Raw genomic sequence first — 24,723 nt, 5'->3', positions numbered from 1 at the left:
GAATTTAATTTGTTAAATACATACATTCAACAATTTGGCCGGCTATGGCACTACTTGCTGCCTTCACCTTGCCTATGGTGCAGTTTACCGGTGCAACAATTTGATCGCCAGCTTTGTCACAGCTGTCACCAAGCCCTGCCACAACTACCTTATCAACTGTGTCACTATAATTTGTTATGGCTGCCCCAGGTTAGCAGGGGCTTAAAAAAGCCCGGCTTCGATCAGCTGCTTAGCGTCGGCTATTACCGTCACCCATACCGTCACTGGTTACAGCGTTGGAAATTTAACCAGGATTACGGCGCTGGTGAATTGCTACAGCAACAGTTCTGTAATGTATTATGCCAGTATAAACAACACACCACCGTGTTACCTGAGGCAATTATCTACGTGCCCATGCAGCCGGCTAAACAACGCCAGAGGGGTTTTAATCCAGCCCAATTACTGGCGTACGAAGGCGCAAAACAACTGCAATTACCGGTCTTGTCGTTGCTGCAAAGATCGGGTAAGCAACAGGCTCAGGTTGGCCTAAACCGTAAGCAGCGCCAACGCAATTTACGCCACGTTTTTGCCCTGCCCGCTGGCATAACGGTTCCGGCACGCATAGCGCTGGTAGATGATGTGGTAACAACGGGCGCCACTGCCAACACCCTTTGTCGCCTGCTGCGCCGTGCCGGGGCACGTCATATTAGCTTGTGGACAGTGGCCGTTACACTTTATGACTAATCTGCAACGGCACTGAAGCTGCTGCCAAGATACATGGCATTAACCAGTAACCGGCTGGAACCGGTGAAATAGCCGCGAAATACCGGATTATCAGTCATTGCAATAACCCGGCCCTTTCCAGAGTTATGTGCCAGCAATACGGCACTCTGGCTAATACGCGGTATAAACTCCTGCGCAGTGTAGCCTGCCAATTGCGGCGCGGCACTGTACAGTGCAACGTTAACGAATGGCACATTCGATGGCTGCAGTAGCATGGTGCTGTTTTTAAAAACCGGTAAGGTAGCCCGGGTAAAGCCAAATGTTAATGGATGGCTTAAATCCAGTTCGGCTTGATAGATAGCGCCAGCAATCCGCCGCTTGCCGGCCAGCACTTCTTTATCCTGGTAACTCAGGTTGTCAGTTGAGATCAGGCTGCTCATTTCGTCACCTTGCCACACACCTGCCTGCAGCAAACCGGCCTTCGCCATCCAGGCAGCCGCGCGCTTATGGCCCCACAGCACGCCACCTTGTTCTAACCATTGCTGCAGTTGTTTAACTTCAGCATCCTGCCAACCATAGTTTCCATCCGGTAAAACAATGTGACTGTAATGACTTAATTGTAATTTTTTAAGTTGTTGTGGCTCGGCTAGTGAAGGCGATAAACCCGCTAACCGCTCCAGATTGTACCAAGCCTCACCTGCTTCAGTTGAACTAATACCCGGGCCGGCAATCAGCAGTACCTTGGGCAAGCTCACGACAGCAAAGTTATGGCTACCCAAATCGCTGCCAGCTGGCGTAAGGCCTGAACGAATACTGTGTATTGGAATATTAAACTTCTGCTGTATACGCTGTAAGCGGGCAAACCAGTCGGGCTGTTGTTGCAAGCCGGCGGCCAGCACCATGCTACCTGCAGCAAAATTCACTTCGCCATGTGATGTAGTCGCAGTAAACGCTGACATCGCCGAGCGCATTATCAGCTTTTCGGCCAACAATGCCTGCAATAGCAATGGTGCTTGTTGGTCTTGCCAGCTAAACGCATACGCATAGCTTCCAGCTGTCCGCGCTGGCGCTGGTGACGGGCGATTTTGCCAGTCAGAAGTTAAATCAGAGGCTGCCGGCTCCCGACGCAGTGGCATAAAGCTGATGTTAAAAGCGTGAGGTAGAGTCCAGGCCGATACATCGTAGAAAGTATTGTCAGGAAATACTTTCTCGGTACTAAACATCGCTTTCACCAGCCGATACTGTGCTTGCTGCAGCGGCACATAGTAACTGCTGTTGGCCGAATAGGCCTGCTCGCCATCCTGCCAATCACTGTTTAGTCGATATACTTCTACGTGGTGGCGTTGCAACACATCGAGTAACGCCGCCAGACGGGTTTTATCTGCTACTTCAGTTAGCATATAGCCTTTAATCTTGCTGGACTTGGCCTGTTGCAGCGCTGATTTATAGAATTCTTGCTGATAATCAAGCAATTCAGTGCGATTTGCCACAGCACCACGAATAGTCGACAGTGAAGCTGTCAGCTGATTTTGAATAGTCGCGCTAAAGCTTAGCGGACCATTAATACTGTCTTGCAGATGCCCGCGGCTGCTGGCTTGTTCAAACAAAATCCCCACACTGCCCTGCACATCAGGATAAGTTGACCCTTTACCGATATAAAAATCGTCAAAGCTCTCTTCGGTGTAGTACAACTGGCCGGCCTGATCAAAGGCGTCAGCATGAAATTTTGCAATGGCACTGGTCAGACTAAAGTTGCGTTTTGGCGTGAGTGGATAATTCCGACTCGGAATACCCGGCTGGAAGAAGTAACTGCTGTTGGTGCCCATTTCATGATAATCACCCACGACATTAGGTAACCACTGTTGATACTGCGCAATACGAGCCCGGCTTTCAGGATGTTGTAGCAACAACCAATCACGGTTCAAATCAAACCAATAGTGGTTGGGCCGGCCATTTGGCCACGGCTCATTGTGTTCGCGATGTTGTGGATCGGCTACCGCAGCTGCACCCTTATGCATATTCGCCCAAATAGCGAAACGATCATGACCATCAGGGTTCAATGCCGGTTGCAGCAAAATAACCGCATTATCCAGCCACTGATTTACCTCAGTGTTATTTGCGCTAGCCAGATATTGCGCCACCAACAAGGCCGCATTGGCGCCGCTGGGCTCATTACCATGCACACTGTAGCCTAGCCAGATAATCACCGGGGCATCGGCAGCCTGGCGTTCACCACGCCGCGCCGCAGCCAGATGCTGTTGGCGTATTTGATCTAAGCGAGCCAAATTTCGCTCTGACGAAATGACCAGCTGCAACAAAGGCCGCTGCTCATGGCTATAACCAATAACATCAAGCTGGGCGCGGGCAGACGCAGCCGCCAGTTTTTCAAAGTAGCGCTGAATTTGATCATGCCGAACATGCCAGTCACCCACACTAAAGCCCAGCACTTGCTGCGGCGTCGGAATGGTGGGGTCCTGCGGTGCGGGTACATATCTTGTTTCGGCATTAATGCTACAGCTAAGCCAAAGCAGTGCCAGCAAGGTGCAATATTTCATGGTTTATTTCCTCTAAGCAGCGGCTAAGTTAGCCAGATTGAACGCAAAACTCAAGTGGGGCTGGCATCACCGAAACAGGAAGAGTATCATAGCCATTAACCTAGTATTTTAGTCAGGTACTCTTATGATTATGATTTCAGAACAGGCGCAGCAGCACTTTGCCAAGCTGTTGTCAAAACAGCCTGCGGGCACCCATATTCGTGTGTTTGTTGTCAACCCAGGCACTGCGCAAGCGGAGTGTGGCGTATCGTACTGCCCACCAGACGCTGTGGAAGACACCGACTTAACCCTCAATTTTAGCGGTTTCGATGCCGTTGTTGACAGTGAAAGCCAGCCATTCTTGCTTGATGCTGAAATTGATTTTGTTACCGATCAGATGGGCTCACAGCTCACATTAAAAGCGCCGAACGCCAAAGTACGTAAGGTGAACGACGACGCTTCTTTAATGGAGCGGGTGCAGTATGTTATCGACAGCGAAATTAACCCGCAGCTGGCAAATCACGGCGGTCGTGTCAGCGTGATGGAGCTTACCGCAGATGGTGTTGCGGTGTTGCAGTTTGGTGGCGGTTGTAACGGCTGTTCGCAAGTGGATTTAACGCTGAAAGAAGGTATCGAAAAAGAACTGCTGAACCGCTTCAGTGGCGAGCTAAATGGCGTGCGGGATATTACCGAGCACCAACGCGGCGAACATTCTTACTACTAAGTTAATGTGATATATCTTAGCCTGACACGCGCTGCGGTTTTTCCCCGCCTGTGTTATAAAACAGCTTAGTTTTACGATACAAGCGGGGTCGCCTATGAAAATCCTGTCGTGCCTCTGCACAGCGTTAATCAGTGTTCTGCTGCCAGCCCAGGCCGCAGTAATGCTTATTTACCATCATGTTGCCAGCAACACGCCGCGTGTTAGCAGCGTTACGGCAGACGAGCTGCGCGGCCACCTACAATATTTTAAAGATAATAATCTGCAAGTAGTACGGCTGGATACATTGATACGTCAGCTGCAGCAAAATGAGGCCATAGCAGACAATGCAGTGGTCATTACCTTTGATGACAGCTATGAAAATAACTTCACTACGGCTCATCCGATATTGCAGGAATTCGGTTATCCGTACACCATTTTTATCAGCCCTGGCAGTATCGACAAAGGCGATGGCCCCTTATTAAACTGGCAACAAGTCAAACAGATGTCAGACGACGGCGTGCTGGTAGCTAATCATGCTATGTGGCATGAGCATATGGCTACACCTGAGCCGGGTGAAAGCCAGGCACAGTGGCAGCAGCGGATCAAGCAAAGTATTCTCGCAGCTGAAGACAAGATCGAACAGATAACCGGACAACGTCATCAATGGCTGGCGTATCCTTATGGTGAATACAGCGTCGAATTGGAACAACTGGTCAGAGAGCTGGGTTTTATCGGTATTGGTCAGCAATCGGGCGCCATTGGCAAGCACACCGTATTAACGCGGATCCCCCGCTTCCCAGCCGCAGGTCAGTATGCAAACTTAAAAGATTTAACGCAGAAGCTGCGTACGCTGGCATTTAATATCGTTGACTATCATGGCGTTAACCCGGTGCTCGGGCAAAACCCACCAACACTTACGCTTACGCTTGAAGTACAAGACTTTAACCGCCAGCAACTGCAATGTTTTGCTGGCGGTGAGGTTTTGAAACCGTACTGGCTTAACGACAATACCTTCAGTGTTAGCGCCAGCACAGCGCTTAAACCAGGCCGCAGCCGCTATAACTGCACTGCGCCATCACTGAGTAAAAACGGCTATTTTTACTGGTATTCACAGCCCTGGCTTAACTAGCATTTAGCTTAGCTAATACCAGCGGAAAATCTGCCAATAGTTGCTCGGCATCAATTACTGGCAGCTCACCCGGTTGCATCGGTGGTTTAAACATAGCTACCAGCTGGCCTTGTGGATTTATCAGCACCACAGAGGCACTGTGGTCAACTAAATAGTCCTCCTCGGTGGTGCTACTCAGTGCATACATCAACCCCAACTGCCGTACAAACGGAAACAATTGATCATGCCCTGCCGTCATGCCGAGCACATTAGCTTGTTCAAAATAACTCACATAGCTGTTTAGCTGCGCTATGGTATCGCGTTTAGGGTCGACGGAAACGAACCAGACGTTTAATGGCTGCTCAACTAACTTTGCCAGTTCTGGTTGCAAGCCTGCCAATTTGGCTAAGGTTAGCGGACAGATATCTGGACAGTATGTGTAGCCAACAAACGCCAGCGTCCACTTACCATACAAGCGTTCACGATTGACCGTCTCACCGTGCTGGTCAGTCAAATTAAAATCGGCTAGCGCCCTGGGCTGTGGATACACTAACGCCAACTTGGGTTCCGCACTGCTGCTGGACAACTGATACAACATAACGCCGGCAACTAATGCCACAGCCGCTAACAAAACATAAGTAAAATTACGGAACATAAATCGGCGATACCTTAAAATAATGGTCCACTAACAACAGTAAAAACAATACCATCAGATGCACAATAGAAAACTTAAAGGTCGCCATTGCCGTGCCAGCGTGAGGGTTAAATTTCAGCCGCCAGGCATATTGCATAAAACGCAGATTCAACAGCGCACTACCTACCAGATAGATGGCGCCGCTCATGCCAACCAAATAAGGCATCAGACAAACAATAAACAGTAGTACGGTATACAGACAAATCACACTTTTGGTAAATTCTATACCATGCGTCACCGGTAGCATCGGCATATTCACTTTGGCATAGTCATCGCGCCGATGAATAGCCAGCGCCCAAAAGTGCGGCGGTGTCCAGGCAAAAATGATCATCACCAACAACAACGCATGGCCGTGGATCTCGCCGGTTACTGCAGTCCAACCCAATAGTGGAGGCATCGCCCCTGCTAAGCCACCTATAACAATATTCTGTGGCGTGGCACGCTTTAGAAACATGGTATACACCACTGCATATCCGAACAAGCTTGCGAGTGTCAACCAGGCAGTAATGGCATTTACTGTGGTGTACAGCAGCACGAATCCGACTATTGCTAAAGCAAACGCAAAGCTGGTGGCCTGAGGCGTGCTTATTCGCCCTTTTGCTACCGGACGGCTGTAAGTACGCGCCATTTGGGCATCAATGCGCTGATCGACTACATGATTCATTGCTGCGGCAGCCGCTGACAATAAACCAATACCCAAGGTCGCAGCCAATAACGTGAACAAATCAGGCAAACCCGGCACCGCCAGCATCATGCCAACCCAGGCTGTTAACACCAGCAACGCCACCACTTTTGGTTTGGTCAGCTCCAGGTAATCATGTAGCCGGCCTACACCACTTTTCGTTTTTACAGCGCTAGTCATAGCGATTCCTTGCTGGTTGTCTTGCTGTGTTTTGCGTTGCTGCCACGCAACTGCATGAAAATTAACACTAATACCATCAATAAATTGGCGGCAACAAAGTTGTGCGCCACAGCATTGGCCAGTGGTAAGTGCAGTGCAACATTAAGTACACCCAGGCTAAACTGTAGCAGCAATAATGAGCCAGCAGCCAGCGTCAGGCGCTTTATTACCGAATTGGTTGCCCGACGCCATAACTGCAGTAAAAATGTAGCGAGTATCAGCAAGGTAATAATAGCGCCAAAACGATGAAACACATGCACCGTCTGACGCGCCTCGGCTGACATTACGCCGTATTCGTAGTCATCATGCCCGAGATGTAAATCAAAGGCTTCATTGATATCCATCCGCTGCAGCCAACCGGCCTCACACACGGGCAATTCGATACAGGCTAGCGCAGCATAGTTTGCTGCAGTCCAGCCCCCCAATGCGATTTGGGCAACTAACACAATAATAGACAATGCCGCGAAAGGTTTTAACGACAATAACTTTGGCTCTTGCACCCTATACTGTGGATGCAACCGCAACCAATGTACAGCAAGCAAGCTAAGCAGGGTAAACCCGCCTAACAAATGTCCCATAACAACCAGCGGCAATAAGTTTAGTGTCACCGTCCACATGCCCAATGCCGCCTGAAATACTACCAGTGCCAGCAATACACAGGGCAACAGCTTAGGGCTTTGGCGGTTAAACAAGGCAACAAAAAATATCGTCGCGATAAGCAGCCCAAGGCTACCTGCGAAATAACGATGCACCATCTCATTCCAGGCTTTATGTGGCTCCAGAGGCCGCTCTGGGAACGCTTGCTGCGCCGCTGCAACATGATGGTCCTGCACTGGTACTTTCAGGAAACCATAACAGCCGGGCCAATCTGGGCAACCTAAGCCTGCATCAGTTAAACGCGTATAGGCACCAAGTAAAATTACGCCCATAGTCAGAAAAATGGCGATAGTCGCCAGCCATTGTTGCTGTTTCATACGCTGGTCCGGTCGTAGTTAAGAAGTTTAAGTAAATCTTGTCTTATCGCTTTCGCTATTGCCGCCATGTCGGTTTCAACCATTGGCATGGGATAACTCAACAGCACCAGACCTTGCTGATCTATTAACAAAATATGATTTTGCAGTGACTGTGGTATCGTCTGAGTCGCATCTTGGCTGATAAATGCAGCATACTCAGCTGGCAATGCAAACGAACCCAGCAGCAGCGGCTGTACATGTTGCTGCTTTCTTCCTAACCCCAAGTACAGTTGTTTTACAGTATATAGCCCCTGCTCACACAACTTGTCACAGCTATCTGCAGCCGGTGCTACTGCTAAACGCCAATGTGCCTTTTCTGCACTGGCAGGAAGCAGAAACACTTCGCTGGTCTGCCACAGCCCTTTGCTCGAGACACCGCCATTAAACCAGCCCATTTCCAACACTATCTTCGCAGCAAGCAGCGGCACGCCACAGCACAAAACAAATAACAGCAGAAATTTTTTCTTATTCACCTTTGGCTCTCCCCTGGTGGCTTGCTGCCAGTGCCACGCCGAGCACCGCTACGCCTAACAAAAACCATTGCAATGCATACCCCCGATGCTTCTCTGGCGGTAAAACTACTGGTTGGTAGTGCGGTTCAAATTTACTGTTTTGCTGTTGATACAACAATGCCGGAAACAGCGCTAAACCGCTATGGCGCGACAACTCTGCATAATCTATTTGTTGTATCCGCATGGGCCATTGGCCATTATCTTCCGCGTTTTGACCCAGTAACATTAAGCCGTCAACGTTAACCCGCAGCAAGCCCTGGAGCTGAAATTGTTCGGCTATCTCAGGCTGCGGCAGCAGATCACGGCTGCTAGTTCCGGCCAGCCAGCCCAGGTTTACCAGCAGCGGTGTGGCCAAGCCTGTAGCTTGCACAGCCACAATAACGTCATAACCCACTTTGCCACTAACAATCTGATTGTCGAGTAGCCAAATGTAAGGCGCCAGCCAGCGCGCCTCGCCTTGTAATGGCGCACCGTCAATATCTTCCGCGGCCAACAGGCTTAGCTGCGCCGGTTGCAAAGCGCCATTGGCCTGTAATTGCGCCAGGCGCTGCAGTTGTTCGGTTTTTTCGCCGGCGCGGCTTAGCTGCCACCAGGACAAGTTGATTAAAATAGCAAAAGCGGTCAAAGTGAGGCAGAGCCATAGCGTATTGAAGGCGAAAATCTGTTGCGCCAGTTTAATGCGCATAACCAAGACTCCGGAGGCTATAACCGATGTTGATTAAACTTATTATCATCGCACTACTACTTTTTATTATTATTAACCTTGCCCGTGCCGGGTTGGTGATGGTTAGACAACCTCAGCCAGAGGTTAGAATGTCACGTTATCTGGGTCGACGGGTAATGTACTCCGCCATAGTGTTACTAATTATTCTTGTTGCACAGGCTCTGGGGCTGATCGACGCCAACCCCAGGCCTTACTAGTACTAAATTACGTACACAAACACATATAGACAAAGCCAGACGACATCAACAAAGTGCCAGTACCAAGCCGCGGCTTGGAACGCAAAGTGCTTCTCTGGCGTAAAATGTCCTTTTAAAACGCGGAAAAATACAAACAACAGGATAATGGCACCTAAAGTTACATGCATACCGTGAAAACCGGTGAGCAAAAAGAAGGTGTTACCATAAAAGCCAGATGCCAACGTCAGGCCCAGGTCACGATAAGCATGAATATATTCATACACTTGTAAGCACAAGAACACAGCACCCAGCAATAACGTAACCAGCAGCATTAGCTTTAATTGGCCGCGCTTATTCTGTTCTAAACCAGTATGCGCAAAATGCAGCGTAATAGACGAAATTATCAGAATTGCTGTGTTAATTAATGGCAATCCCGTGGCAGGCATCGCTTGCGTTTCTATACCACCCGGCGTTTTCAGTAAAGGCCACATGGCTTCAAAACTAGGCCATAGAATTTCAAATGTCATGGCATTGTTACTGCCACCACTTAACCAGTCCAATGCAATCACGCGACCGTAAAACAGCGCTCCGAAGAACGCCATAAAAAACATCACTTCCGATACAATGAACCAGCTCATGCCCTGACGGAAAGAGCGATCCATCTGGGCGCTGTACAAGCCACTCATCGACTCATCTATGACATTTTTAAACCAGCCAAACAGCATAAAAATCAACACCACAAAACCGGCGGCCAACATATAACCACCAAAACCCGGTTGTTGCTTCGTTACTTCATTGACAAAGGTGCCTGCGCCAAAGGCGATTAAAAACAGTGCCACGGCGCCGACAATCGGCCACGGGCTCTGAGCGGGAACATAGTACTTTTCGTAAGCTTTATCACTCATGTTATTCCCCAAGTTGGGAGGACGTTGCACTGTCGCCAGACCAGGCGCTGGTTACATCATACAAGGTGTAAGACAGCGTAATAGTACTGAACTGGCTTGGCAGTGCCGGGTCCACATAAAATTGTAACGGCATCAGCATGTTTTTGCCGCCCGCCAGCTGTTGCTGGGTAAAGCAAAAACACTCTATTTTGTGAAAGTATAATGCAGCCTGACCAGGCGAAACGGACGGCACAGCCTGACCAACAATCATTTTGTCGGTCGGGTTTTCAGCCAGGTAGTTCATGATATGAATCTCTCCCGGGTGCACTGTCATGCGGGTTACTTCGGGTTGAAACAGCCACGGCATCTGCTTATTGGGCCGGGCGATAAACTCAATTACCACCTCTCGACTGATATCAATCTGTGCAGCTTCAGCGGTTGCTGCAGTTACCGCCGTTTTACCATTTAAGCCGGTCAGGTCACAAAACACATCGTAAAGTGGCACCAAAGCAAAACCAAAGCCGAACATAGCCAGCGCAATGACGGCTAATTTTACGGTTAACGGTTTATGTTTCAGTGCCATTGCCAGCTCCTACTTAATCACAGGTGGCGTTTCAAAGGTATGGTATGGCGCCGGTGACGGAACTTCCCATTCCAAACCTTCAGCACCTTCCCATACTTGGGCAGTTGCTTTCTCACCACCACGAGCGCATTTCACCAACACCCAGACAAAGATCAGCTGCGAGGCACCAAACAGGAACCCACCAATACTGATAAAGGCATTGAAATCAGCAAATTGCAATGCATAATCAGGAATACGCCGCGGCATACCAGCCAAGCCAACAAAGTGCATGGGGAAAAATAACAAGTTTACTGAAATTAATGAACACCAAAAATGCCATTGCCCCAGCTTTTCGTCATACATAAAGCCAGTCCACTTAGGTAACCAGTAGTAAGCACCGGCAATAATCGAGAACACCGCACCCGTAACCAGCACATAATGGAAATGTGCCACCACAAAGTAGGTATCGTGATACTGGAAGTCTGCCGGGGTTATTGCCAGCATCAAGCCAGAAAAACCACCAATGGTAAATAGCACGATAAATGCCAATGCGAACATCATCGGCACTTCAAAGGTCATGGCACCGCGCCACATGGTTGCCACCCAGTTAAACACTTTTACCCCGGTGGGTACTGCAATCAACATGGTGCAATACATAAAGAACAGCGCACCTGCTACCGGCATACCCGTGGTAAACATATGGTGCGCCCACACCAAAAATGACAATAGCGCGATACTTGAGGTTGCATACACCATAGACGCATAACCAAACAGTGGTTTGCGTGCGAATGTAGGCACAATGCTGGACACAATACCAAAGGCTGGCAGTATCATGATGTACACTTCAGGATGACCAAAGAACCAGAAAATATGTTGGAATAACACTGGGTCACCACCACCGGCAGCATCAAAGAAGCTGGTAGCGAAATATTTATCGGTTAATACCATAGTCACTACGCCGGCTAACACTGGCATTACCATAATTAGCAAAAACGCTGTGATTAGCCACGTCCATACAAACAATGGCATTTTCATCCAGGTCATGCCCGGGGCACGCAAGTTAAAAATGGTCACGATCACGTTAATGGCACCCATTATCGACGATATGCCCATTATGTGTACGGAGAACACAAACAACGCTGTACTGTCGCCACTGTAAGTAGTTGATAACGGCGCATAGAAGGTCCAACCAAAGCTTGGGCCACCGCCTGGCATAAACAACGACATTAATAGGATTAAGAAAGCGAATGGTAAAATCCAGAAGCTCCAGTTGTTCATCCTTGGTAGCGCCATGTCCGGCGCGCCAATCATCATCGGGATCATCCAGTTAGCCAGGCCGGTAAAGGCGGGCATAACCGCACCAAACACCATAATCAGACCATGTACAGTCGTCATCTGATTGAAAAAGTTAGGTTCAACAAACTGCATACCCGGCTGGAACAACTCAGCCCGGATCACCATTGCCATGGCGCCGCCAATAAAGAACATCACCAGCGCAAATATCAGATACATGCTACCGATATCTTTATGGTTGGTGGTGTAGAACCAGCGCTTTATTCCGCTGGGTTTATGGTCATGATGCTCGTGATCATGTTCATGATCTGTCACTGCTGCACTCATCCGTTAATCCCCTTTACCTTGCATGACTGCATGCACATCAGCTGCCTGCACCAGTTCGCCAGTATTGTTACCCCAGGCATTTCGCTCATAGGTAATGACGGCGGCAATTTCTTTTAAACTAAGTTGTTTGGCGTAAGCCTGCATTGCGGTGCCGGCCTGACCATTAAGCACAATATTAATATGCCCAGGTATATCATTCAGTGCCATGGCACTGCCTTTCAGCGCCGGGAATATACCAGGTAAGCCTTCGCCATTAGGTTGATGGCATGCAGCACAATATGCGGTATAAGTGCGTTCGCCTACGCTCATCAACTCTTCCATCGACATGTTCATCGACAGTAACTCTTGCTCTTCTGCTTTGGCTTTAGCAATACGCTCTGCTTCACCATTAAGCCAAGCATCGTAATCGGCCGGTGCTTTAGCAACCACCACTATTGGCATATAGCCGTGGTCTTTGCCGCATAACTCGGCGCATTGGCCACGGTATATGCCCGGTTGCTCTACTTTGGTCCAGGCTTCGTTAATAAAGCCGGGGTTAGCGTCTTTTTTCACGGCAAAGGCCGGCACCCACCAGGAATGGATAACATCATCAGAAGTCATCAGGAAGCGCACTTTTTTACCAGTAGGGATTACCAGTGGACGGTCAACTTCGAGCAGGTAATTTTCACCTTTAGCAAATTTATTAATAATTTGCTCTCTTGGCGTCGCCAGCAACGAGTAAAACTCTACATCATGATTGAGGTACTTGTAGTGCCATTTCCACTGCGATCCGGTAACCAGCACAGTGACATCGGCCTCTGTAGTGTCTTCCATTGCAATTAGCGTTTTGGTGGCCGGAATAGCCATAATAATCAGAATAATTACCGGTATAGCGGTCCAAAGTATTTCTACTTTAGTACTTTCATGGAATTGAGCTGGTTGCACACCACGCGCTTTACGATGGCGAACGATGGACCAAAACATGATCCCGAACACCACTGCACCAATAGCGCAACAAATCCAGAAAATCGTCATATGCAGATCGTAAACCTGCTGACTTATCTCTGTTACCCCTTTGGTCATATTAAGGGGCATATCCGTTGCGTTAGCTGTTGCAGCTAAAAGCAGGCTTGGCAGCGACCAACGAAGACTACGCGTTTTCGTCACTGGACTTCTCCTCTGTCATTTTGCAAAGCAAACTGCAGAAACTAAGTACACAGTACCGCACGGTTCTTACTCACTCACACCGAACCCATGTATGAAGTTTCATCAGTTTATTATTGTTATTGTAAGTATCGGCTGCAGGGCTAGCGCTGACGCCGGAACTGACCCTATTGTTATTATTTAATCAGTTTCAGCCTAAGAATCATCCAAATCGTGGTCAGTGTAAACCCCTAAATGCTAAAAGCGCCGGCAAACCTTAGTGGTCATACCAGCGCCCCTTAGTAATTAACCTATTGAGCTTAGTACAAATTATAACCAGCTGCCGTTGCGGATCACGCCCACAGCCAAACCTTCAATAACAAAATGCTGCGCTCGCAAGTCTACTTTAATTACATTAAAATCTTTGTTTTCACTCTGCAGTAGTACGGTGTTGCCATCTCGCTGAAACCGTTTAACTGTGACATCTTCATCAACCCGCGCGACAACAACCTGGCCGGGCTGAGCCTGGTTGGTTTTATGCACCGCCAGCAAGTCACCGTCGAGAATACCAATATCCTGCATGCTCATGCCTTGTACCCGCAGTAAAAAATCAGCGTGAGGTTTAAACAAATTAGCATCTACCTGGTAATAGTCTTGCACATGTTCTGTTGCCAAAATAGGCTGCCCTGCTGCTACTTTACCGATAAGTGGTAACCCCAATTGCTCTGGCTCACTGGTATCAACCAACCTGATACCACGTGAGGTACCGGGCATCATTTCAATTACACCTTTTTTTGCCAGTGCTTTTAAATGTTCTTCAGCAGCATTGGCTGATTTAAACCCAAGCTGTTGAGCTATTTCAGCGCGGGTTGGTGGCATACCGCTGTCTAGTTGATAGTCTTTGATCAGTTGCAGAATTTCTGCCTGGCGAGGCGTAAGTGGTCTCATAATGCTGGTTACCTGTACAGTGAATACTGTGAGTATATACAGGCGTAATACAAATGCAAGTTTCTGTAGCAGCGCGCAATTTTCCACACTGCTGCGCCATGTTATGCTATACCACTTTGCAAACGAAAGTGAGATAGCGATGTTGTGGCCGGTAAAATTATTTTCAGCTTTATTGAAGTGGCCAATGTGGCCATTCCTTAAGTACAAAATTGTACCCGAGCAACCCGTAGCAGAGCTATCACTAGACCCACAAAAGCCATTGCTATATGTCTGTGCAACCGAGTCAGCGGCAGACTTTGCCGCTATCCGTCGTATCTGCAGCAAGCTAGGCCTACCCGACCCTGCCGCGGATGTCAGCCTGAATGGTGCTCAGTATCCGCGCACGTTATTTCTGGAAAAGCCACATACTTTGCTATTCAAACGTGGCAAAACCAGCGCTTTGGCACAAGGTCAGGTATTGCTGCAAGCTCATCTTGCTGATGCAGACTTAGATGCCCAACTGATGCCAGTAGCCTTGCTTTGGGGCCGGGCACCGGGTAAGGAAAACAGTATTAAATGGCTGCTGGGCGAGGCCCATGCACCCAACTGGTTGGCTAAAATTCTTATTGTGCTGATCTCTGGCCGCCATACTTTAGTGCGGTTTAGCCAGCCAGTCTCACTGCAAAAAATGGCGGCAAAATTTGGCGCCGAATTAACCACAGCGCATAAACTGCTGCGTATGTCACGTTTTCACTTCTACCGGCAGCGGCTGGCGGCTACCGGGCCTAAGTTGGTCAACCGTGCACAGTTGTTTAACTCCCTGCTGGCAGCCCCGGCGTTGAAAAAAGCCATTGACGATGAAGCGAAGAGTAAGCGCATTTCTGTCAAAGCCGCCCGACTGGAGGCACGTAAATTACTGTTGGAAATTGCCGCCGATTACCGCGCGTCAACACTGCGGGTTGGTGACAGAATACTACGCTGGCTGTGGCATAAACTGTATAAAGGCATTAAGGTTCACAACGCCGATATGCTGCGTGATTTAGCCCAGAAAGGCCATGAAATCGTGTATGTGCCTTGCCACCGCAGCCATATGGATTATTTACTCTTGAGCTACGTTATTTACCAACAAGGCTTGGCACCACCGCATATTGCCGCCGGTATTAACCTGAATTTTTGGCCAGCCGGACCTATTTTTCGCCGCGGAGGTGCTTTTTTTATCCGCCGTAGTTTCAGCGGTAACAAGCTCTATTCTGCCGTGTTTCGTGAATATCTGTGCCAGCTGTTCAGTAAAGGCTATTCAATAAAATACTACAGCGAGGGAGGCCGCAGCCGCACTGGCCGTTTATTGCAGCCGAAAACCGGCATGCTGGCGATGACTTTGCAATCTATGCTGCGTGGTATTGAACGCCCGGTATCCTTAGTGCCAGTGTATCTTGGCTACGAACATGTAATGGAAGTGAACACTTACCTGCGCGAGTTAAAAGGCTCTGGCAAACAAAAGGAGTCGGTGTGGGGTGTGATAAAAGCCATCCGCAATCTGCGTGATTATGGCTATGGCTATGTCAATTTTGGCGAGCCAGTTACACTGAACAACTATTTAAACCAGCAGGTACCTGACTGGAAGCAAGATATTGATCCAATGGAAGTGCAAAAGCCACAATGGCTTAACCCGGTGGTAGCACAGTTAGCAGAGCAGATGATGCAGCGCATTAACCATGCCGCCGCGTTAAACAGTATAAACCTGATTGCGCTGTGTTTGCTGGCAACAGATAAACATACCCTGACCCGCGCAGAGCTGTCAGAGCAAATCAGTTTTTATCTAGAACTACAACGCTCAGTGCCTTACCATCAGCAGATAACACAACCAGAAGACAGTGCAGAACAACTTATCGACCATGCGCTTAGCCTGCAGAAGATACAGCAGCATAACGACAGTTTTGGCCAACTCATTAGCCTGAATGACGATAACGCCATTTTGCTGAGCTACTACCGCAACAATATTTTGCATATCTTTATGCTGCCAGCCATTATAGCCAGCGCCATTTTGCATCAACGCAATCTAAGTTTGGCGCAACTGAGCGCTATAGTGCAGCAGCTGTATCCGCTGTTGCAACAGGAGTTGTTTCTGCAGATCAGTTCAGTGGAAACTTATTGTGCAGCGATACTGCAGCAACTTACTGCCAGCGGCCTGGCAGAGCAGCACGGTGACAACTACCGTGCTCCGGTGCAGCATAGCAAAGGCTACTTTATGCTCAGCTTACTGGCACATAATGCCGAACACACACTGCAGCGTTACGCCATGGTTATACAACTGGTTACCAGCCAAGGTCCGCAAAGCCGCGGCGCATTGGAGAAGCAAAGCCATGAACTTGCGCAGCGTTTGTTGCAGCTGCACGGCATTACCGCTCCGGAGTACTATGATAAACAGCTGTTTGCTACCCTGGTCAATGCCTTAAAAGATAATGGCTACACCCACACTGACGAGCATAGTCGTGTCAGTGCTACTGCGCAGCTGCACCAGCTAAATGACACAGTCAGCCAGCTGCTGCGCAATGAAGTGGTGCAAAGTATTCACAGTATTTTACCGACAGCCGCGCCTTAGCGGCTGGTGGGGTAAGAGCGGATCACACCCTCCTGAATAGTAGAAGCCACCAGCTTGCCATCACGGCTGTAAAACTGGCCCCGTACCAAGCCCCGGCCACCTGACGCGCTGGGGCTGTCCACCGCGTACAGCAGCCAATCATCAAAGCGAAAGTCCTGATGAAACCACATGGCGTGGTCAATAGTTGCCACCTGCATGTTGGGTGCCATAAATGACTTGCCATGTGGCTGCAAAGCCGTTGGCAAAAAATTAAAATCTGAGGCATAGGCCAGCAAATATTTGTGTACACGCAAGTCATCCGGCATGGCGCCATTGGCTTTAAACCAAACATAGCGTTTTGCCGCGCTAACCTGAGCTTTAAACGGATTTTGAAAATCGACCGGGCGCATTTCAATTGGCTTTTCGCAAATAAATTTACTGCGCAGACTCTCGGGGATTAACGCTGCATGTTGCTGATAAAATTCTAGATCGGATACCAGCTGCTCCGGCTCTGGCACTTCTGGCATTACATCCTGGTGTTCGAAACCTGTTTCTTCAGCCTGAAAAGACGCCGTTAAATAAAATATAGGCTTACCATACTGAATAGCGCTAACACGGCGGGTGCTAAAGCTTTTACCATCACGGATATTCTCCACCTCGTAAACTATTGGTCTGGCAGCGTCGCCAGGACGTAGAAAATAGGAATGAAACGAATGGACTTTCCGATCTTCAGCAATGGTTTCCTTCGCCGCCGACAGCGCCTGGCCCATAACCTGACCCCCAAATACTGCTTTAAAACCTAAATCCTGGCTCTGACCACGATACAAACCTTGCTCTATCGTTTCCAACTTTAATAGTGCCAGTAAGTTCTGTAGTACCTGACTCATTTACGCCCTCTCAGTTCCGTTTAGTTAACCTATAGTGATATTCTGCCGTAAACAAAGGAGATCAGCAAAGATGGCTCATTGGTTATTTAAAACCGAACCGACAGAATGCAGCATTGACGATTTTGCCAAGGCCCCCAACAGCGCAATAGTTTGGGAGGGTGTGCGCAATTATCAAGCTCGTAATATGCTGCGCGATGAGGTTAAAAAAGATGACCTGGTACTGATATATCATTCCAGCTGCAAACTGATCGGAGTAGCTGGAATTGCCCGTGTCGTGCGCGAATCTTACCCTGATCCGAGCCAATTTGACCCGCTAAGCGCTTATTATGATGAGAAATCTTCTGTACAAAAGCCGCGCTGGGTAGCTGTGGACCTGATATTTACCCGCAAGCTGCCGGCGATTATTTCGCTGGACAAAATGAAAAGCTCCGCTAAGCTGAGGTCACTGCCTGTTGTACAAAAAGGCAGCAGACTTTCTGTTATGCCGGTTAATGACACGCAGTGGCAAGACATACTGCATCTCGGCTAGTTGGCATATATGATGTGACCTGAAACCTGTTATCCCTGGTGGTTGGAGCCTGATATGACAAACGAAAGGCGCCAGATGGATAAGGATATACATTTTTTCTGGGAAGATCTTAATCTGGCACAAAAGTTCTCGGTTGCAGAATTACAACGCTTTGGTTATGACTTACTGTTTGTAAGGCATATGACAGAGGGTAATCTGGCTATTCTTGCGGCGGGCAGTAAATTAGCGGCAATAGATATTGAGGGGCAGATAGATACCGAGCCCCGCGTTACACTAAGACCAAGTTACTAACTCAGCCATTTTTTCTGCTTTGTAAACTAACAGCCGGGCGCACTATTGCTACCGGCTGTTACTTTGTTAGCTGCCAGGCTGCTTTTGTTTGCTGGCAATATATTTGCTCACTTGCTGCTCCAGCACAGCCAATGGCACACTGCCATTAGCCAACACTACCGCATGAAACTCGCGCACATCAAAACGCTCAGCTAGCTTCTGCTCGGCTTCAGTTCTTAATTTTCTGATGGTAATTTCACCTAACTTGTAAGACAGCGCCTGTGCCGGCCAACTAATGTACCGATCAATCTCGGTCGTCACGTTATGCATCGACAACGCAGTATTTGCAGCTAAAAAATCGATGGCTTGCTGCCGACTCCAGCCCATACTGTGCATGCCGGTATCGACCACTAACCTTGCCGCGCGCCACATTTCATAAGTTAGGCGGCCGAAATTACTGTATGGGTCTTGGTAGAATCCCATCTCCAGCCCAAGATATTCTGCATAAAGCCCCCAACCTTCACCAAAGGCTGAAGTATAAAAGCTGCGGCGATAATCCGGCAGCGTTGTTTGTTCGCTTGCCAGCGCCACCTGCAAGTGATGTCCGGGCACGGCTTCGTGCAAGGTTAAGGCTTCCATTTCGTAAAGCGGCCGCCGGTCCAGCGCATACGTATTTACCCAATAAAATCCGGCCTGATCATCTCGCGACGAGCCAGAGTAACGGCCTGTCGTGTACTTAGGTGCAATTTCAGCTGGCACCGGCACTACGCCATAAGGTGTACGCGGCAACAATTTAAATAATTTTGGCAATTGAGCATCGGCTTGTTTGGCCAAAAATGCGGCATAGCGCAGCAGTTCATCAGGTGTTTTTGCATAGAACTGTGGGTCAGACCGCAGAAACTGAATAAATTCAGCAAAACTGCCCTGAAAACCCAGCTGGTCGATAACCTGCTGCATTTCGGCCCGAATACGCTTGACCTCGTCCAATCCGGTTTGATGCACCTGCTGTGGTGTTAGCTGCAACGTGGTGTAATGTTGCAACCGGTTTTGATAATACGCGGCTCCATTTGGCAGTGCGCTCGCAGCAATAGTGTCGCGTGCTGCGGGTAAATATTCATCGAGCATAAATTGATAAAACGCTTGATACGCCGGGTTTACGGCATCAGTGACCAACTGCTGCGCTTCTGTGCGTAATGCACGCCACTGCGTGTCATCGAGAAAAGACGGTTTTTGTAAAAAGGGTTGATAAAATACGCTTTGAGCAGGGTCCTGCACCACGTATGAAATAATGCTTTGCTCAAAACCCTTTAGCACCGCTTTGGGCTGCGTCATGCCTGTCGCCAGCCCCAATTTCATCCAGTCAGTTTGTTGTTGCATATAACGCGGAATCGCCGACAGCTTGCTTAAGTACTGTTGATAATCCGCTAAGGTCTTAAAACTGCTGCTAGACGGCATAAACCCCAAACTGGTATGAAAGCCGGATTCGGCAGTCAGCGGCATCAAATGGGCCTGATAGTGGAACTCATCAATATGATTAGCCAGTCGGTATGACAAAATAGCATGATTAATCTGATCTTGCTCCGAGAGCTGGGCGACATCCACTTGCTGCAACTTCTTCTGCCAATCCAGTCGTTGTTGTTGTCGTTTGGCCAGAGCCTCAGCCGACATATCTGGTAATTCTCCAGCAGGGGCTTTTTGCAATTGCTGCTCAGCTTGCCACAACTGTTCAGCTAAGCGGGAAAATGACTGGCCGTCATGCTGCAATGCGGCGCACGATGTAACAGCAATTACACACACAACACCGCCAAGCAGCCGTTTAACCTGTGTCGACAACTTCATACTGGTAATTCCGGAAATTAAACATATTCAGATTGTATCGGCTTTGCGCTCAGAAGAAAGCCAACTAAACCAGACAAAGTGGCTATTTATCCCATTTTCCAGTGTCAAATAGCAGGGTCGGACTGGCTGTACCGAGCATTTTAACGGCGATCTGATGCTAATTTAGCCGCGTGAAAATTTTTGTCTGTTACAGCTGTTGCCAGCCTCAGAGAATCGCGTACTATGAGACCAGATTTTTTATTCGTTAACATTTCAGGCCATGCGATAGGCCTGACTGCGGAGTTATACGTGGTCTTATGAAGTATCAGGATTCACTAGAGCTAGCTGGCGAAAAAGCCGCGCAGGTAAAGGTCTTTTTGCAACGCGCCGGTTTAGCGGCGCATCCGGTAAACTACGCGGTATGTTATGACTACATCAGTGGCCATAACGAAGCATTGTGTATCGCTATTGAACAAAAGCTGGCAGCGAAAACCTCGCTGGACGATTTTATTATGGCTGATCTATACAGCCGTTATTTGGTGCCAGCCAACCCACAGCAAGAACAGTTATTGCAAGACGCTGCTGGTATCGTCAGCCGCCTGACTGGCTATACCGATCTGGCCGCTGAGCAAGTGTCTGACTATTTGCAGCAGCTCGATTTTAGCTTGATGCAGCTGCAACAAAGCAATGGTGAAAACAGCTTGCCGTTGGTTGAGCAACTACGCCAACACACCATAAGCTTCCAACAGCAGCAGCAGCAGCTACAACAACAGTTAGAACAAGCAAATCAGCAAAGTCATCAATTACGCCATGAAATAGAACAACTGAAGCAACAACGTTTGCTGGATCCACTAACCGGGTTGTACAACAGGCTTGCTATGCAAAATCAACTTGACCTGTGGTTTACCGAACAGCCCGGACGACGAATAGCCGCAATTGCGGTCAACCTGGACCATTTTAATCGCTTTAATCAAGACTACGGCAACGTAATAGGCGATGTCATTCTGTCTAAAGTGGCGCGTAAAATTAGCAGTTACGTGCAAAGTAGCGGTTTACCGGTGCGCTCAGGTGGCGAAGAATTTTTAATCCTGCTGCCTGATGTTGATCTGCGTAGCGCCAGTGAGATTGCCGAGCAAGTGCGCCGCGGTGTGGAAAAGCTGCGTTTTGTTTCAGCGAAAAGCAAAAGAGCCCTACCTAAAGTTACTATCTCCCTTGGCGTGTCAATGTTCCAGCATACAGAAAACTGGCATCAGTTTTTGGCCCGAACAACCGACGTTTTAAAGCTAGCGAAACAACGTGGCCGTAATCAGGTTGCCAGTGAAGCCATGCTGACGATATAAACGCTGCTATAAAAGCCAACAGATAAGTTGGCTGTCAGGTCGTTATCTTTTACACTAGCGGCATTCTCATGCCAACGAGCCTGTTTGATGACAGATCATAATCCCCACACCACTCATTTTGGTTATAAAACCGTTGCTGCCGAGCAAAAAGTGTCATTGGTCGCCGATGTGTTTCATTCCGTTGCGGCTAAATATGATCTGATGAACGATCTTATGTCGCTGGGTATTCACCGCTTGTGGAAGCGTTTTACCATTGACTGCAGCGGCGTGCGCCCAGGCCAGCAGGTTCTAGACTTAGCAGGCGGTACCGGCGACATCACGGCGTTGTTTTCTAAGCGGGTTGGCGCTGCTGGTAAAGTCGTACTAGCCGATATCAACGCTTCTATGCTAAATGTTGGCCGCGATAAACTGCGGGATCTTGGCCTGGTAAACAATATTGAATATGTACAGGCAAATGCCGAGGCGTTGCCGTTTGCCGATAACAGTTTTGATATTATCAGCATCGGCTTTGGCCTGCGCAATGTTACCGATAAAGACGCGGCGCTGCGTTCTATGTTCCGAGTGCTTAAGCCAGGTGGTCGACTGCTAGTACTGGAGTTCTCCAAACCTGAACAAGAGTGGCTGGGCAAAATCTATGATCTGTACTCGTTCAAATTACTGCCTGCGATGGGGCAACTGGTTGCCAACGACAAAGAGAGCTATCAATACCTGGCTGAGTCTATTCGTATGCACCCAGACCAGGATACGTTAAAGCAAATGATGCAGGATGCCGGCTTCGCTGAGGTGAGTTATCACAACCTCAGTGGTGGCATTGTTGCTCTGCATCGGGGCTACAAGTTCTGATGCTACCACTGCTGCCTCAACTGCTGTGTGCCACAGCTGAAAAAGCCATCGCGCAATTGATAGCGATGGATCCGACAGCATCGAGCCGGCTTACGCGTCTGGCAGGCAAGCAATTATCATTTCGGCTAAAAGAATGGCCCACCACGCTGGTGCTTGGCGCTAACACCCAAAGCATATTATTTAATCAGCATGACGAAACCGTTGACTGCGCCATTCAAACCGATCTGGCCAGCTTGCGTTTGTTAAGAGACCCCAGCCAATTAACGCGGCTAATTAAAGCCGATGCCCTGCAAATTGACGGTGATATTCAGGTAGCTCAGCAATACAGTGCCTTTTTTCAGCAATTGGACCCCGACTGGCAGCAAACCCTGTCACGTTATTTCGGCGATGCCCTAAGCCACAAAATTAGCAGTAGCCTGCAGCAGCTTCATCAGTACCTCAGCAGTAAAACGGCTGCGTTACAGCAAATGAGTGTCGAGTTGGCACAAGATGAATTACAACTCAGCCCAACTGCAGCAGAAATGGCTCAGTTTAGTAGCGCTGTCAGCTTGCTGGCAGCCAAAGCCGATATACTGCAGCAGCAACTGCAGCTGTTCCGGGAGTTATAGTGCGTATCAGCCGCTTTTATCAAATCCAAAAGACCTTGTTGCAATTTGGTCTGGATGAGTTAATCCCACCGCAATGGCAGCCTTGGTATGCGCGTACGTTGCGCCGCAGTTTATTTTGGTTGCGCAACCGCCATCCAGAACAGCCTGTTGGTGTGCGACTGCGCTTGGCACTACAGAGCCTGGGGCCGGTTTGGGTCAAGTTTGGTCAAATGCTGTCTACCCGGCGTGACCTGTTTCCAGCCCATCTGGCAGATGAGCTGGCTAAATTACAAGATAAAGTGCCACCGTTTGATGGTGTTAAGGCGCAACAACTGATAGAGCAGGCGCTTGAGTTGGCTGATATTGCCGATTTATTTCAGCAGTTTAACCAAACGCCACTGGCATCAGCTTCTATTGCTCAGGTGCATACGGCCCAATTGCAATTAGCCGATGGCAACTTGGCAGATGTAGTCATTAAAGTGATCCGGCCGGATATTAAACAACAAATCCTCGCTGATTTAGCCTTGATGGATACGCTAGCAGACGCTGCAGCGCGCTTTTTACCCGACGGTAAACGCTTAAGACCGCGTGAAGTGGTCTCGGAGTACCGTAGAACCATCCTTGATGAGCTTGACCTACAACGCGAAGCCGCAAACGCGATTCAGCTGCGGCGTAATTTCGACGGCTCTGACTCTTTGTATATTCCGTTTGTTTACAGTGATCACAGCCGCACCAATGTTATGGTGATGGAGCGTATCTATGGCATTCCGGTGTCGGATATCAGCGCATTACAAGCGCAAGGTACCGACATGGAATTGTTAGCAAAGCGTGGTGTTGAAGTATTTTTCACCCAGGTGTTTCGCGACAGTTTTTTTCATGCCGATATGCACCCTGGCAATATTTTTGTCAGCCGTGATACACCGGCAAATCCAAAATATATTGGCATTGACTGCGGCATTGTCGGCACGCTGAATGACGAAGACAAACGCTATTTGGCGGAAAACTTTGTCGCTTTCTTTAATCGTGATTATAAAAAAGTGGCCCAGCTGCATGTCGACTCAGGCTGGGTTCCTGCCCACACCAAGGTGGAAGAATTTGAAAGCGCCATTCGTACTGTATGTGAACCTATTTTTCAAAAGCCACTCGCTGAGATATCTTTTGGCCATGTGCTACTAAACCTGTTCAACACAGCCCGGCGCTTTGACATGCAGGTACAGCCGCAATTGGTGCTACTGCAAAAAACCTTACTGTATATTGAAGGCTTGGGCCGTCAGCTGTATCCGCAACTAGATTTATGGAAAACAGCTAAACCCTTTTTAGAAAATTGGGTCAAACAACAAGTTGGCTTACCGGCAGTGTGGCGCCAAATTAAAGACAATTTGCCATTCTGGGCAGAAAAACTGCCGCAAATGCCAAACCTGCTGCATCAGTACCTGGAACAGGGGCCTAAGCAACAACGTCAGTTGCTAGGACAGTTACAGCAACTGGCAACGCAGCAGCACAGAGCCAAAACACAAATTGTTGCAGCAACGCTGTCCGGTTCTGCCCTTATCGGTGCTAGTATAGTGTTCAGCGCTGACAGCCCGGTTTTTGCAGCATTGCTGTTACTAGGCAGTCTGGTATTTGGCCTTCGCGCACTGCGCTAAATGGCAACCAATTGTCACAATAGCGAAACAAATTAGTGGC

24 protein-coding genes are annotated in these 24,723 nt (G+C 48.7%); 11 read left to right on the top strand and 13 right to left on the bottom strand.

The genetic code is table 11. The features are described from left to right. Positions 1–9 precede the first annotated feature (9 nt). Positions 10–723, top strand: coding sequence for a ComF family protein (locus I4W93_RS19025; protein WP_205313177.1), 714 nt, complete (start codon positions 10–12; stop codon positions 721–723). On the opposite strand, the gene I4W93_RS19020 is transcribed toward I4W93_RS19025, so the two are convergent. Next, complete coding sequence (locus I4W93_RS19020) at positions 720–3,257, bottom strand: M14 metallopeptidase family protein (protein WP_205313180.1); 2,538 nt, start codon at positions 3,255–3,257, stop codon at positions 720–722. The genes I4W93_RS19025 and I4W93_RS19020 overlap by 4 nt on opposite strands. A gap of 124 nt (positions 3,258–3,381) precedes the next feature. Between I4W93_RS19020 and nfuA the strand changes: the two genes are divergently transcribed. Further along, a complete protein-coding gene (nfuA, locus tag I4W93_RS19015) occupies positions 3,382–3,960 on the top strand; it encodes a Fe-S biogenesis protein NfuA (RefSeq protein ID WP_205313182.1) in 579 nt (192 codons plus the stop codon). Between the two features lie 94 nt (positions 3,961–4,054). Then, the gene (locus I4W93_RS19010; protein ID WP_205313183.1) at positions 4,055–5,068 is read left to right on the top strand and encodes a polysaccharide deacetylase family protein; all 1,014 of its coding nucleotides are present in this window, start codon (positions 4,055–4,057) and stop codon (positions 5,066–5,068) included. Here the strand turns inward: I4W93_RS19010 and I4W93_RS19005 are convergent. The 5 genes from I4W93_RS19005 to I4W93_RS18985 are packed head-to-tail and all read right to left on the bottom strand — an operon-like array spanning position 5,061 to position 8,852. After that, the gene (locus I4W93_RS19005; protein WP_205313184.1) at positions 5,061–5,702 is read right to left on the bottom strand and encodes an SCO family protein; all 642 of its coding nucleotides are present in this window, start codon (positions 5,700–5,702) and stop codon (positions 5,061–5,063) included. The genes I4W93_RS19010 and I4W93_RS19005 overlap by 8 nt on opposite strands. Further along, complete coding sequence (gene cyoE / locus I4W93_RS19000) at positions 5,692–6,603, bottom strand: heme o synthase (protein ID WP_205313189.1); 912 nt, start codon at positions 6,601–6,603, stop codon at positions 5,692–5,694. The genes I4W93_RS19005 and cyoE overlap by 11 nt, the downstream gene beginning before the upstream one ends. Next, positions 6,600–7,616, bottom strand: coding sequence for a COX15/CtaA family protein (locus tag I4W93_RS18995; protein ID WP_205313193.1), 1,017 nt, complete (start codon positions 7,614–7,616; stop codon positions 6,600–6,602). The genes cyoE and I4W93_RS18995 overlap by 4 nt, the downstream gene beginning before the upstream one ends. Continuing rightward, on the bottom strand, positions 7,613–8,128 hold the full coding sequence (locus tag I4W93_RS18990) for a redox-active disulfide-containing membrane protein (RefSeq protein WP_205313195.1): 516 nt from the start codon (positions 8,126–8,128) through the stop codon (positions 7,613–7,615). The genes I4W93_RS18995 and I4W93_RS18990 overlap by 4 nt, the downstream gene beginning before the upstream one ends. Next, entirely contained in the window at positions 8,121–8,852 is a 732-nt protein-coding gene (locus I4W93_RS18985) for an SURF1 family protein (RefSeq protein ID WP_205313197.1), read from the bottom strand. The genes I4W93_RS18990 and I4W93_RS18985 overlap by 8 nt, the downstream gene beginning before the upstream one ends. A gap of 26 nt (positions 8,853–8,878) precedes the next feature. Between I4W93_RS18985 and I4W93_RS18980 the strand changes: the two genes are divergently transcribed. Continuing rightward, entirely contained in the window at positions 8,879–9,088 is a 210-nt protein-coding gene (locus tag I4W93_RS18980; protein WP_205313200.1) for a DUF2909 domain-containing protein, read from the top strand. Between the two features lie 2 nt (positions 9,089–9,090). Here I4W93_RS18980 and I4W93_RS18975 read toward each other — a convergent pair whose 3' ends face one another. From I4W93_RS18975 to lexA, 5 genes are all read right to left on the bottom strand, one after another. Beyond that, positions 9,091–9,972 (bottom strand): cytochrome c oxidase subunit 3, encoded by an 882-nt coding sequence (locus tag I4W93_RS18975; protein ID WP_205313203.1) that lies wholly within the window; start codon positions 9,970–9,972, stop codon positions 9,091–9,093. Between the two features lies 1 nt (position 9,973). Next, a complete protein-coding gene (locus I4W93_RS18970; protein ID WP_205313205.1) occupies positions 9,974–10,534 on the bottom strand; it encodes a cytochrome c oxidase assembly protein in 561 nt (186 codons plus the stop codon). 9 nt (positions 10,535–10,543) lie between these two features. Then, entirely contained in the window at positions 10,544–12,133 is a 1,590-nt protein-coding gene (ctaD, locus tag I4W93_RS18965) for a cytochrome c oxidase subunit I (protein WP_205313214.1), read from the bottom strand. A gap of 3 nt (positions 12,134–12,136) precedes the next feature. Beyond that, positions 12,137–13,279, bottom strand: coding sequence for a cytochrome c oxidase subunit II (coxB, locus tag I4W93_RS18960; protein ID WP_368735636.1), 1,143 nt, complete (start codon positions 13,277–13,279; stop codon positions 12,137–12,139). A gap of 306 nt (positions 13,280–13,585) precedes the next feature. Beyond that, a complete protein-coding gene (gene lexA / locus I4W93_RS18955; protein WP_205313216.1) occupies positions 13,586–14,203 on the bottom strand; it encodes a transcriptional repressor LexA in 618 nt (205 codons plus the stop codon). 103 nt (positions 14,204–14,306) lie between these two features. Here lexA and plsB point away from each other — a divergent pair, with 103 nt between their 5' ends. Then, positions 14,307–16,784, top strand: coding sequence for a glycerol-3-phosphate 1-O-acyltransferase PlsB (gene plsB / locus I4W93_RS18950; RefSeq protein WP_369408129.1), 2,478 nt, complete (start codon positions 14,307–14,309; stop codon positions 16,782–16,784). On the opposite strand, the gene tesB is transcribed toward plsB, so the two are convergent. After that, positions 16,781–17,650 (bottom strand): acyl-CoA thioesterase II, encoded by an 870-nt coding sequence (gene tesB / locus I4W93_RS18945; RefSeq protein WP_205313218.1) that lies wholly within the window; start codon positions 17,648–17,650, stop codon positions 16,781–16,783. The genes plsB and tesB overlap by 4 nt on opposite strands. Before the next feature lie 70 nt (positions 17,651–17,720). Here tesB and I4W93_RS18940 point away from each other — a divergent pair, with 70 nt between their 5' ends. Next, complete coding sequence (locus I4W93_RS18940) at positions 17,721–18,179, top strand: EVE domain-containing protein (RefSeq protein WP_205313226.1); 459 nt, start codon at positions 17,721–17,723, stop codon at positions 18,177–18,179. Between the two features lie 54 nt (positions 18,180–18,233). Then, positions 18,234–18,470: a hypothetical protein gene (locus I4W93_RS18935; RefSeq protein ID WP_224673568.1), complete on the top strand. Its 237-nt coding sequence runs from the start codon at positions 18,234–18,236 to the stop codon at positions 18,468–18,470. Between the two features lie 66 nt (positions 18,471–18,536). Here the strand turns inward: I4W93_RS18935 and I4W93_RS18930 are convergent, their stop codons facing one another. Continuing rightward, on the bottom strand, positions 18,537–20,288 hold the full coding sequence (locus I4W93_RS18930; RefSeq protein WP_205313228.1) for a DUF885 domain-containing protein: 1,752 nt from the start codon (positions 20,286–20,288) through the stop codon (positions 18,537–18,539). 296 nt (positions 20,289–20,584) lie between these two features. Between I4W93_RS18930 and I4W93_RS18925 the strand changes: the two genes are divergently transcribed. The 4 genes from I4W93_RS18925 (at position 20,585) to ubiB (ending at position 24,683) form a co-directional block, all read left to right on the top strand. After that, positions 20,585–21,607, top strand: coding sequence for a GGDEF domain-containing protein (locus I4W93_RS18925; RefSeq protein ID WP_205313230.1), 1,023 nt, complete (start codon positions 20,585–20,587; stop codon positions 21,605–21,607). An 87-nt stretch (positions 21,608–21,694) separates the two neighbouring features. Continuing rightward, the gene (gene ubiE, locus I4W93_RS18920) at positions 21,695–22,450 is read left to right on the top strand and encodes a bifunctional demethylmenaquinone methyltransferase/2-methoxy-6-polyprenyl-1,4-benzoquinol methylase UbiE (RefSeq protein WP_205313233.1); all 756 of its coding nucleotides are present in this window, start codon (positions 21,695–21,697) and stop codon (positions 22,448–22,450) included. Beyond that, complete coding sequence (locus tag I4W93_RS18915) at positions 22,450–23,058, top strand: ubiquinone biosynthesis accessory factor UbiJ (protein WP_205313244.1); 609 nt, start codon at positions 22,450–22,452, stop codon at positions 23,056–23,058. Before ubiE ends, I4W93_RS18915 begins: the two co-directional genes overlap by 1 nt. Then, on the top strand, positions 23,058–24,683 hold the full coding sequence (ubiB, locus tag I4W93_RS18910; protein ID WP_205313253.1) for a ubiquinone biosynthesis regulatory protein kinase UbiB: 1,626 nt from the start codon (positions 23,058–23,060) through the stop codon (positions 24,681–24,683). Before I4W93_RS18915 ends, ubiB begins: the two co-directional genes overlap by 1 nt. The last annotated feature ends 40 nt before the right edge of the window (positions 24,684–24,723 follow it).

It is taken from the genome of Rheinheimera maricola, assembly GCF_016918075.2.
GTDB lineage: Bacteria > Pseudomonadota > Gammaproteobacteria > Enterobacterales > Alteromonadaceae > Alishewanella > Alishewanella maricola_A.
Note: the sequence above shows the minus strand (reverse complement) of the source record. Positions and strands in the feature narration are given on the sequence as shown.

Bases quoted from the DNA above. Each gene is read 5' to 3' on its own strand.
- I4W93_RS19010 (WP_205313183.1), top strand. From the start codon at position 4,055: ATGAAAATCCTGTCGTGCCTCTGCACAGCGTTAATCAGTGTTCTGCTG.
- lexA (WP_205313216.1), bottom strand. From the start codon at position 14,203: ATGAGACCACTTACGCCTCGCCAGGCAGAAATTCTGCAACTGATCAAA.
- I4W93_RS19005 (WP_205313184.1), bottom strand. From the start codon at position 5,702: ATGTTCCGTAATTTTACTTATGTTTTGTTAGCGGCTGTGGCATTAGTT.
- plsB (WP_369408129.1), top strand. From the start codon at position 14,307: ATGCTATACCACTTTGCAAACGAAAGTGAGATAGCGATGTTGTGGCCG.
- ubiE (WP_205313233.1), top strand. From the start codon at position 21,695: ATGACAGATCATAATCCCCACACCACTCATTTTGGTTATAAAACCGTT.
- tesB (WP_205313218.1), bottom strand. From the start codon at position 17,650: ATGAGTCAGGTACTACAGAACTTACTGGCACTATTAAAGTTGGAAACG.
- I4W93_RS18970 (WP_205313205.1), bottom strand. From the start codon at position 10,534: ATGGCACTGAAACATAAACCGTTAACCGTAAAATTAGCCGTCATTGCG.
- I4W93_RS19020 (WP_205313180.1), bottom strand. From the start codon at position 3,257: ATGAAATATTGCACCTTGCTGGCACTGCTTTGGCTTAGCTGTAGCATT.
- I4W93_RS18930 (WP_205313228.1), bottom strand. From the start codon at position 20,288: ATGAAGTTGTCGACACAGGTTAAACGGCTGCTTGGCGGTGTTGTGTGT.
- I4W93_RS18975 (WP_205313203.1), bottom strand. From the start codon at position 9,972: ATGAGTGATAAAGCTTACGAAAAGTACTATGTTCCCGCTCAGAGCCCG.
- I4W93_RS18985 (WP_205313197.1), bottom strand. From the start codon at position 8,852: ATGCGCATTAAACTGGCGCAACAGATTTTCGCCTTCAATACGCTATGG.
- ctaD (WP_205313214.1), bottom strand. From the start codon at position 12,133: ATGAGTGCAGCAGTGACAGATCATGAACATGATCACGAGCATCATGAC.
- I4W93_RS18995 (WP_205313193.1), bottom strand. From the start codon at position 7,616: ATGAAACAGCAACAATGGCTGGCGACTATCGCCATTTTTCTGACTATG.
- I4W93_RS18935 (WP_224673568.1), top strand. From the start codon at position 18,234: ATGACAAACGAAAGGCGCCAGATGGATAAGGATATACATTTTTTCTGG.
- I4W93_RS18980 (WP_205313200.1), top strand. From the start codon at position 8,879: ATGTTGATTAAACTTATTATCATCGCACTACTACTTTTTATTATTATT.
- cyoE (WP_205313189.1), bottom strand. From the start codon at position 6,603: ATGACTAGCGCTGTAAAAACGAAAAGTGGTGTAGGCCGGCTACATGAT.
- I4W93_RS18915 (WP_205313244.1), top strand. From the start codon at position 22,450: ATGCTACCACTGCTGCCTCAACTGCTGTGTGCCACAGCTGAAAAAGCC.
- I4W93_RS18925 (WP_205313230.1), top strand. From the start codon at position 20,585: ATGAAGTATCAGGATTCACTAGAGCTAGCTGGCGAAAAAGCCGCGCAG.
- nfuA (WP_205313182.1), top strand. From the start codon at position 3,382: ATGATTATGATTTCAGAACAGGCGCAGCAGCACTTTGCCAAGCTGTTG.
- I4W93_RS18940 (WP_205313226.1), top strand. From the start codon at position 17,721: ATGGCTCATTGGTTATTTAAAACCGAACCGACAGAATGCAGCATTGAC.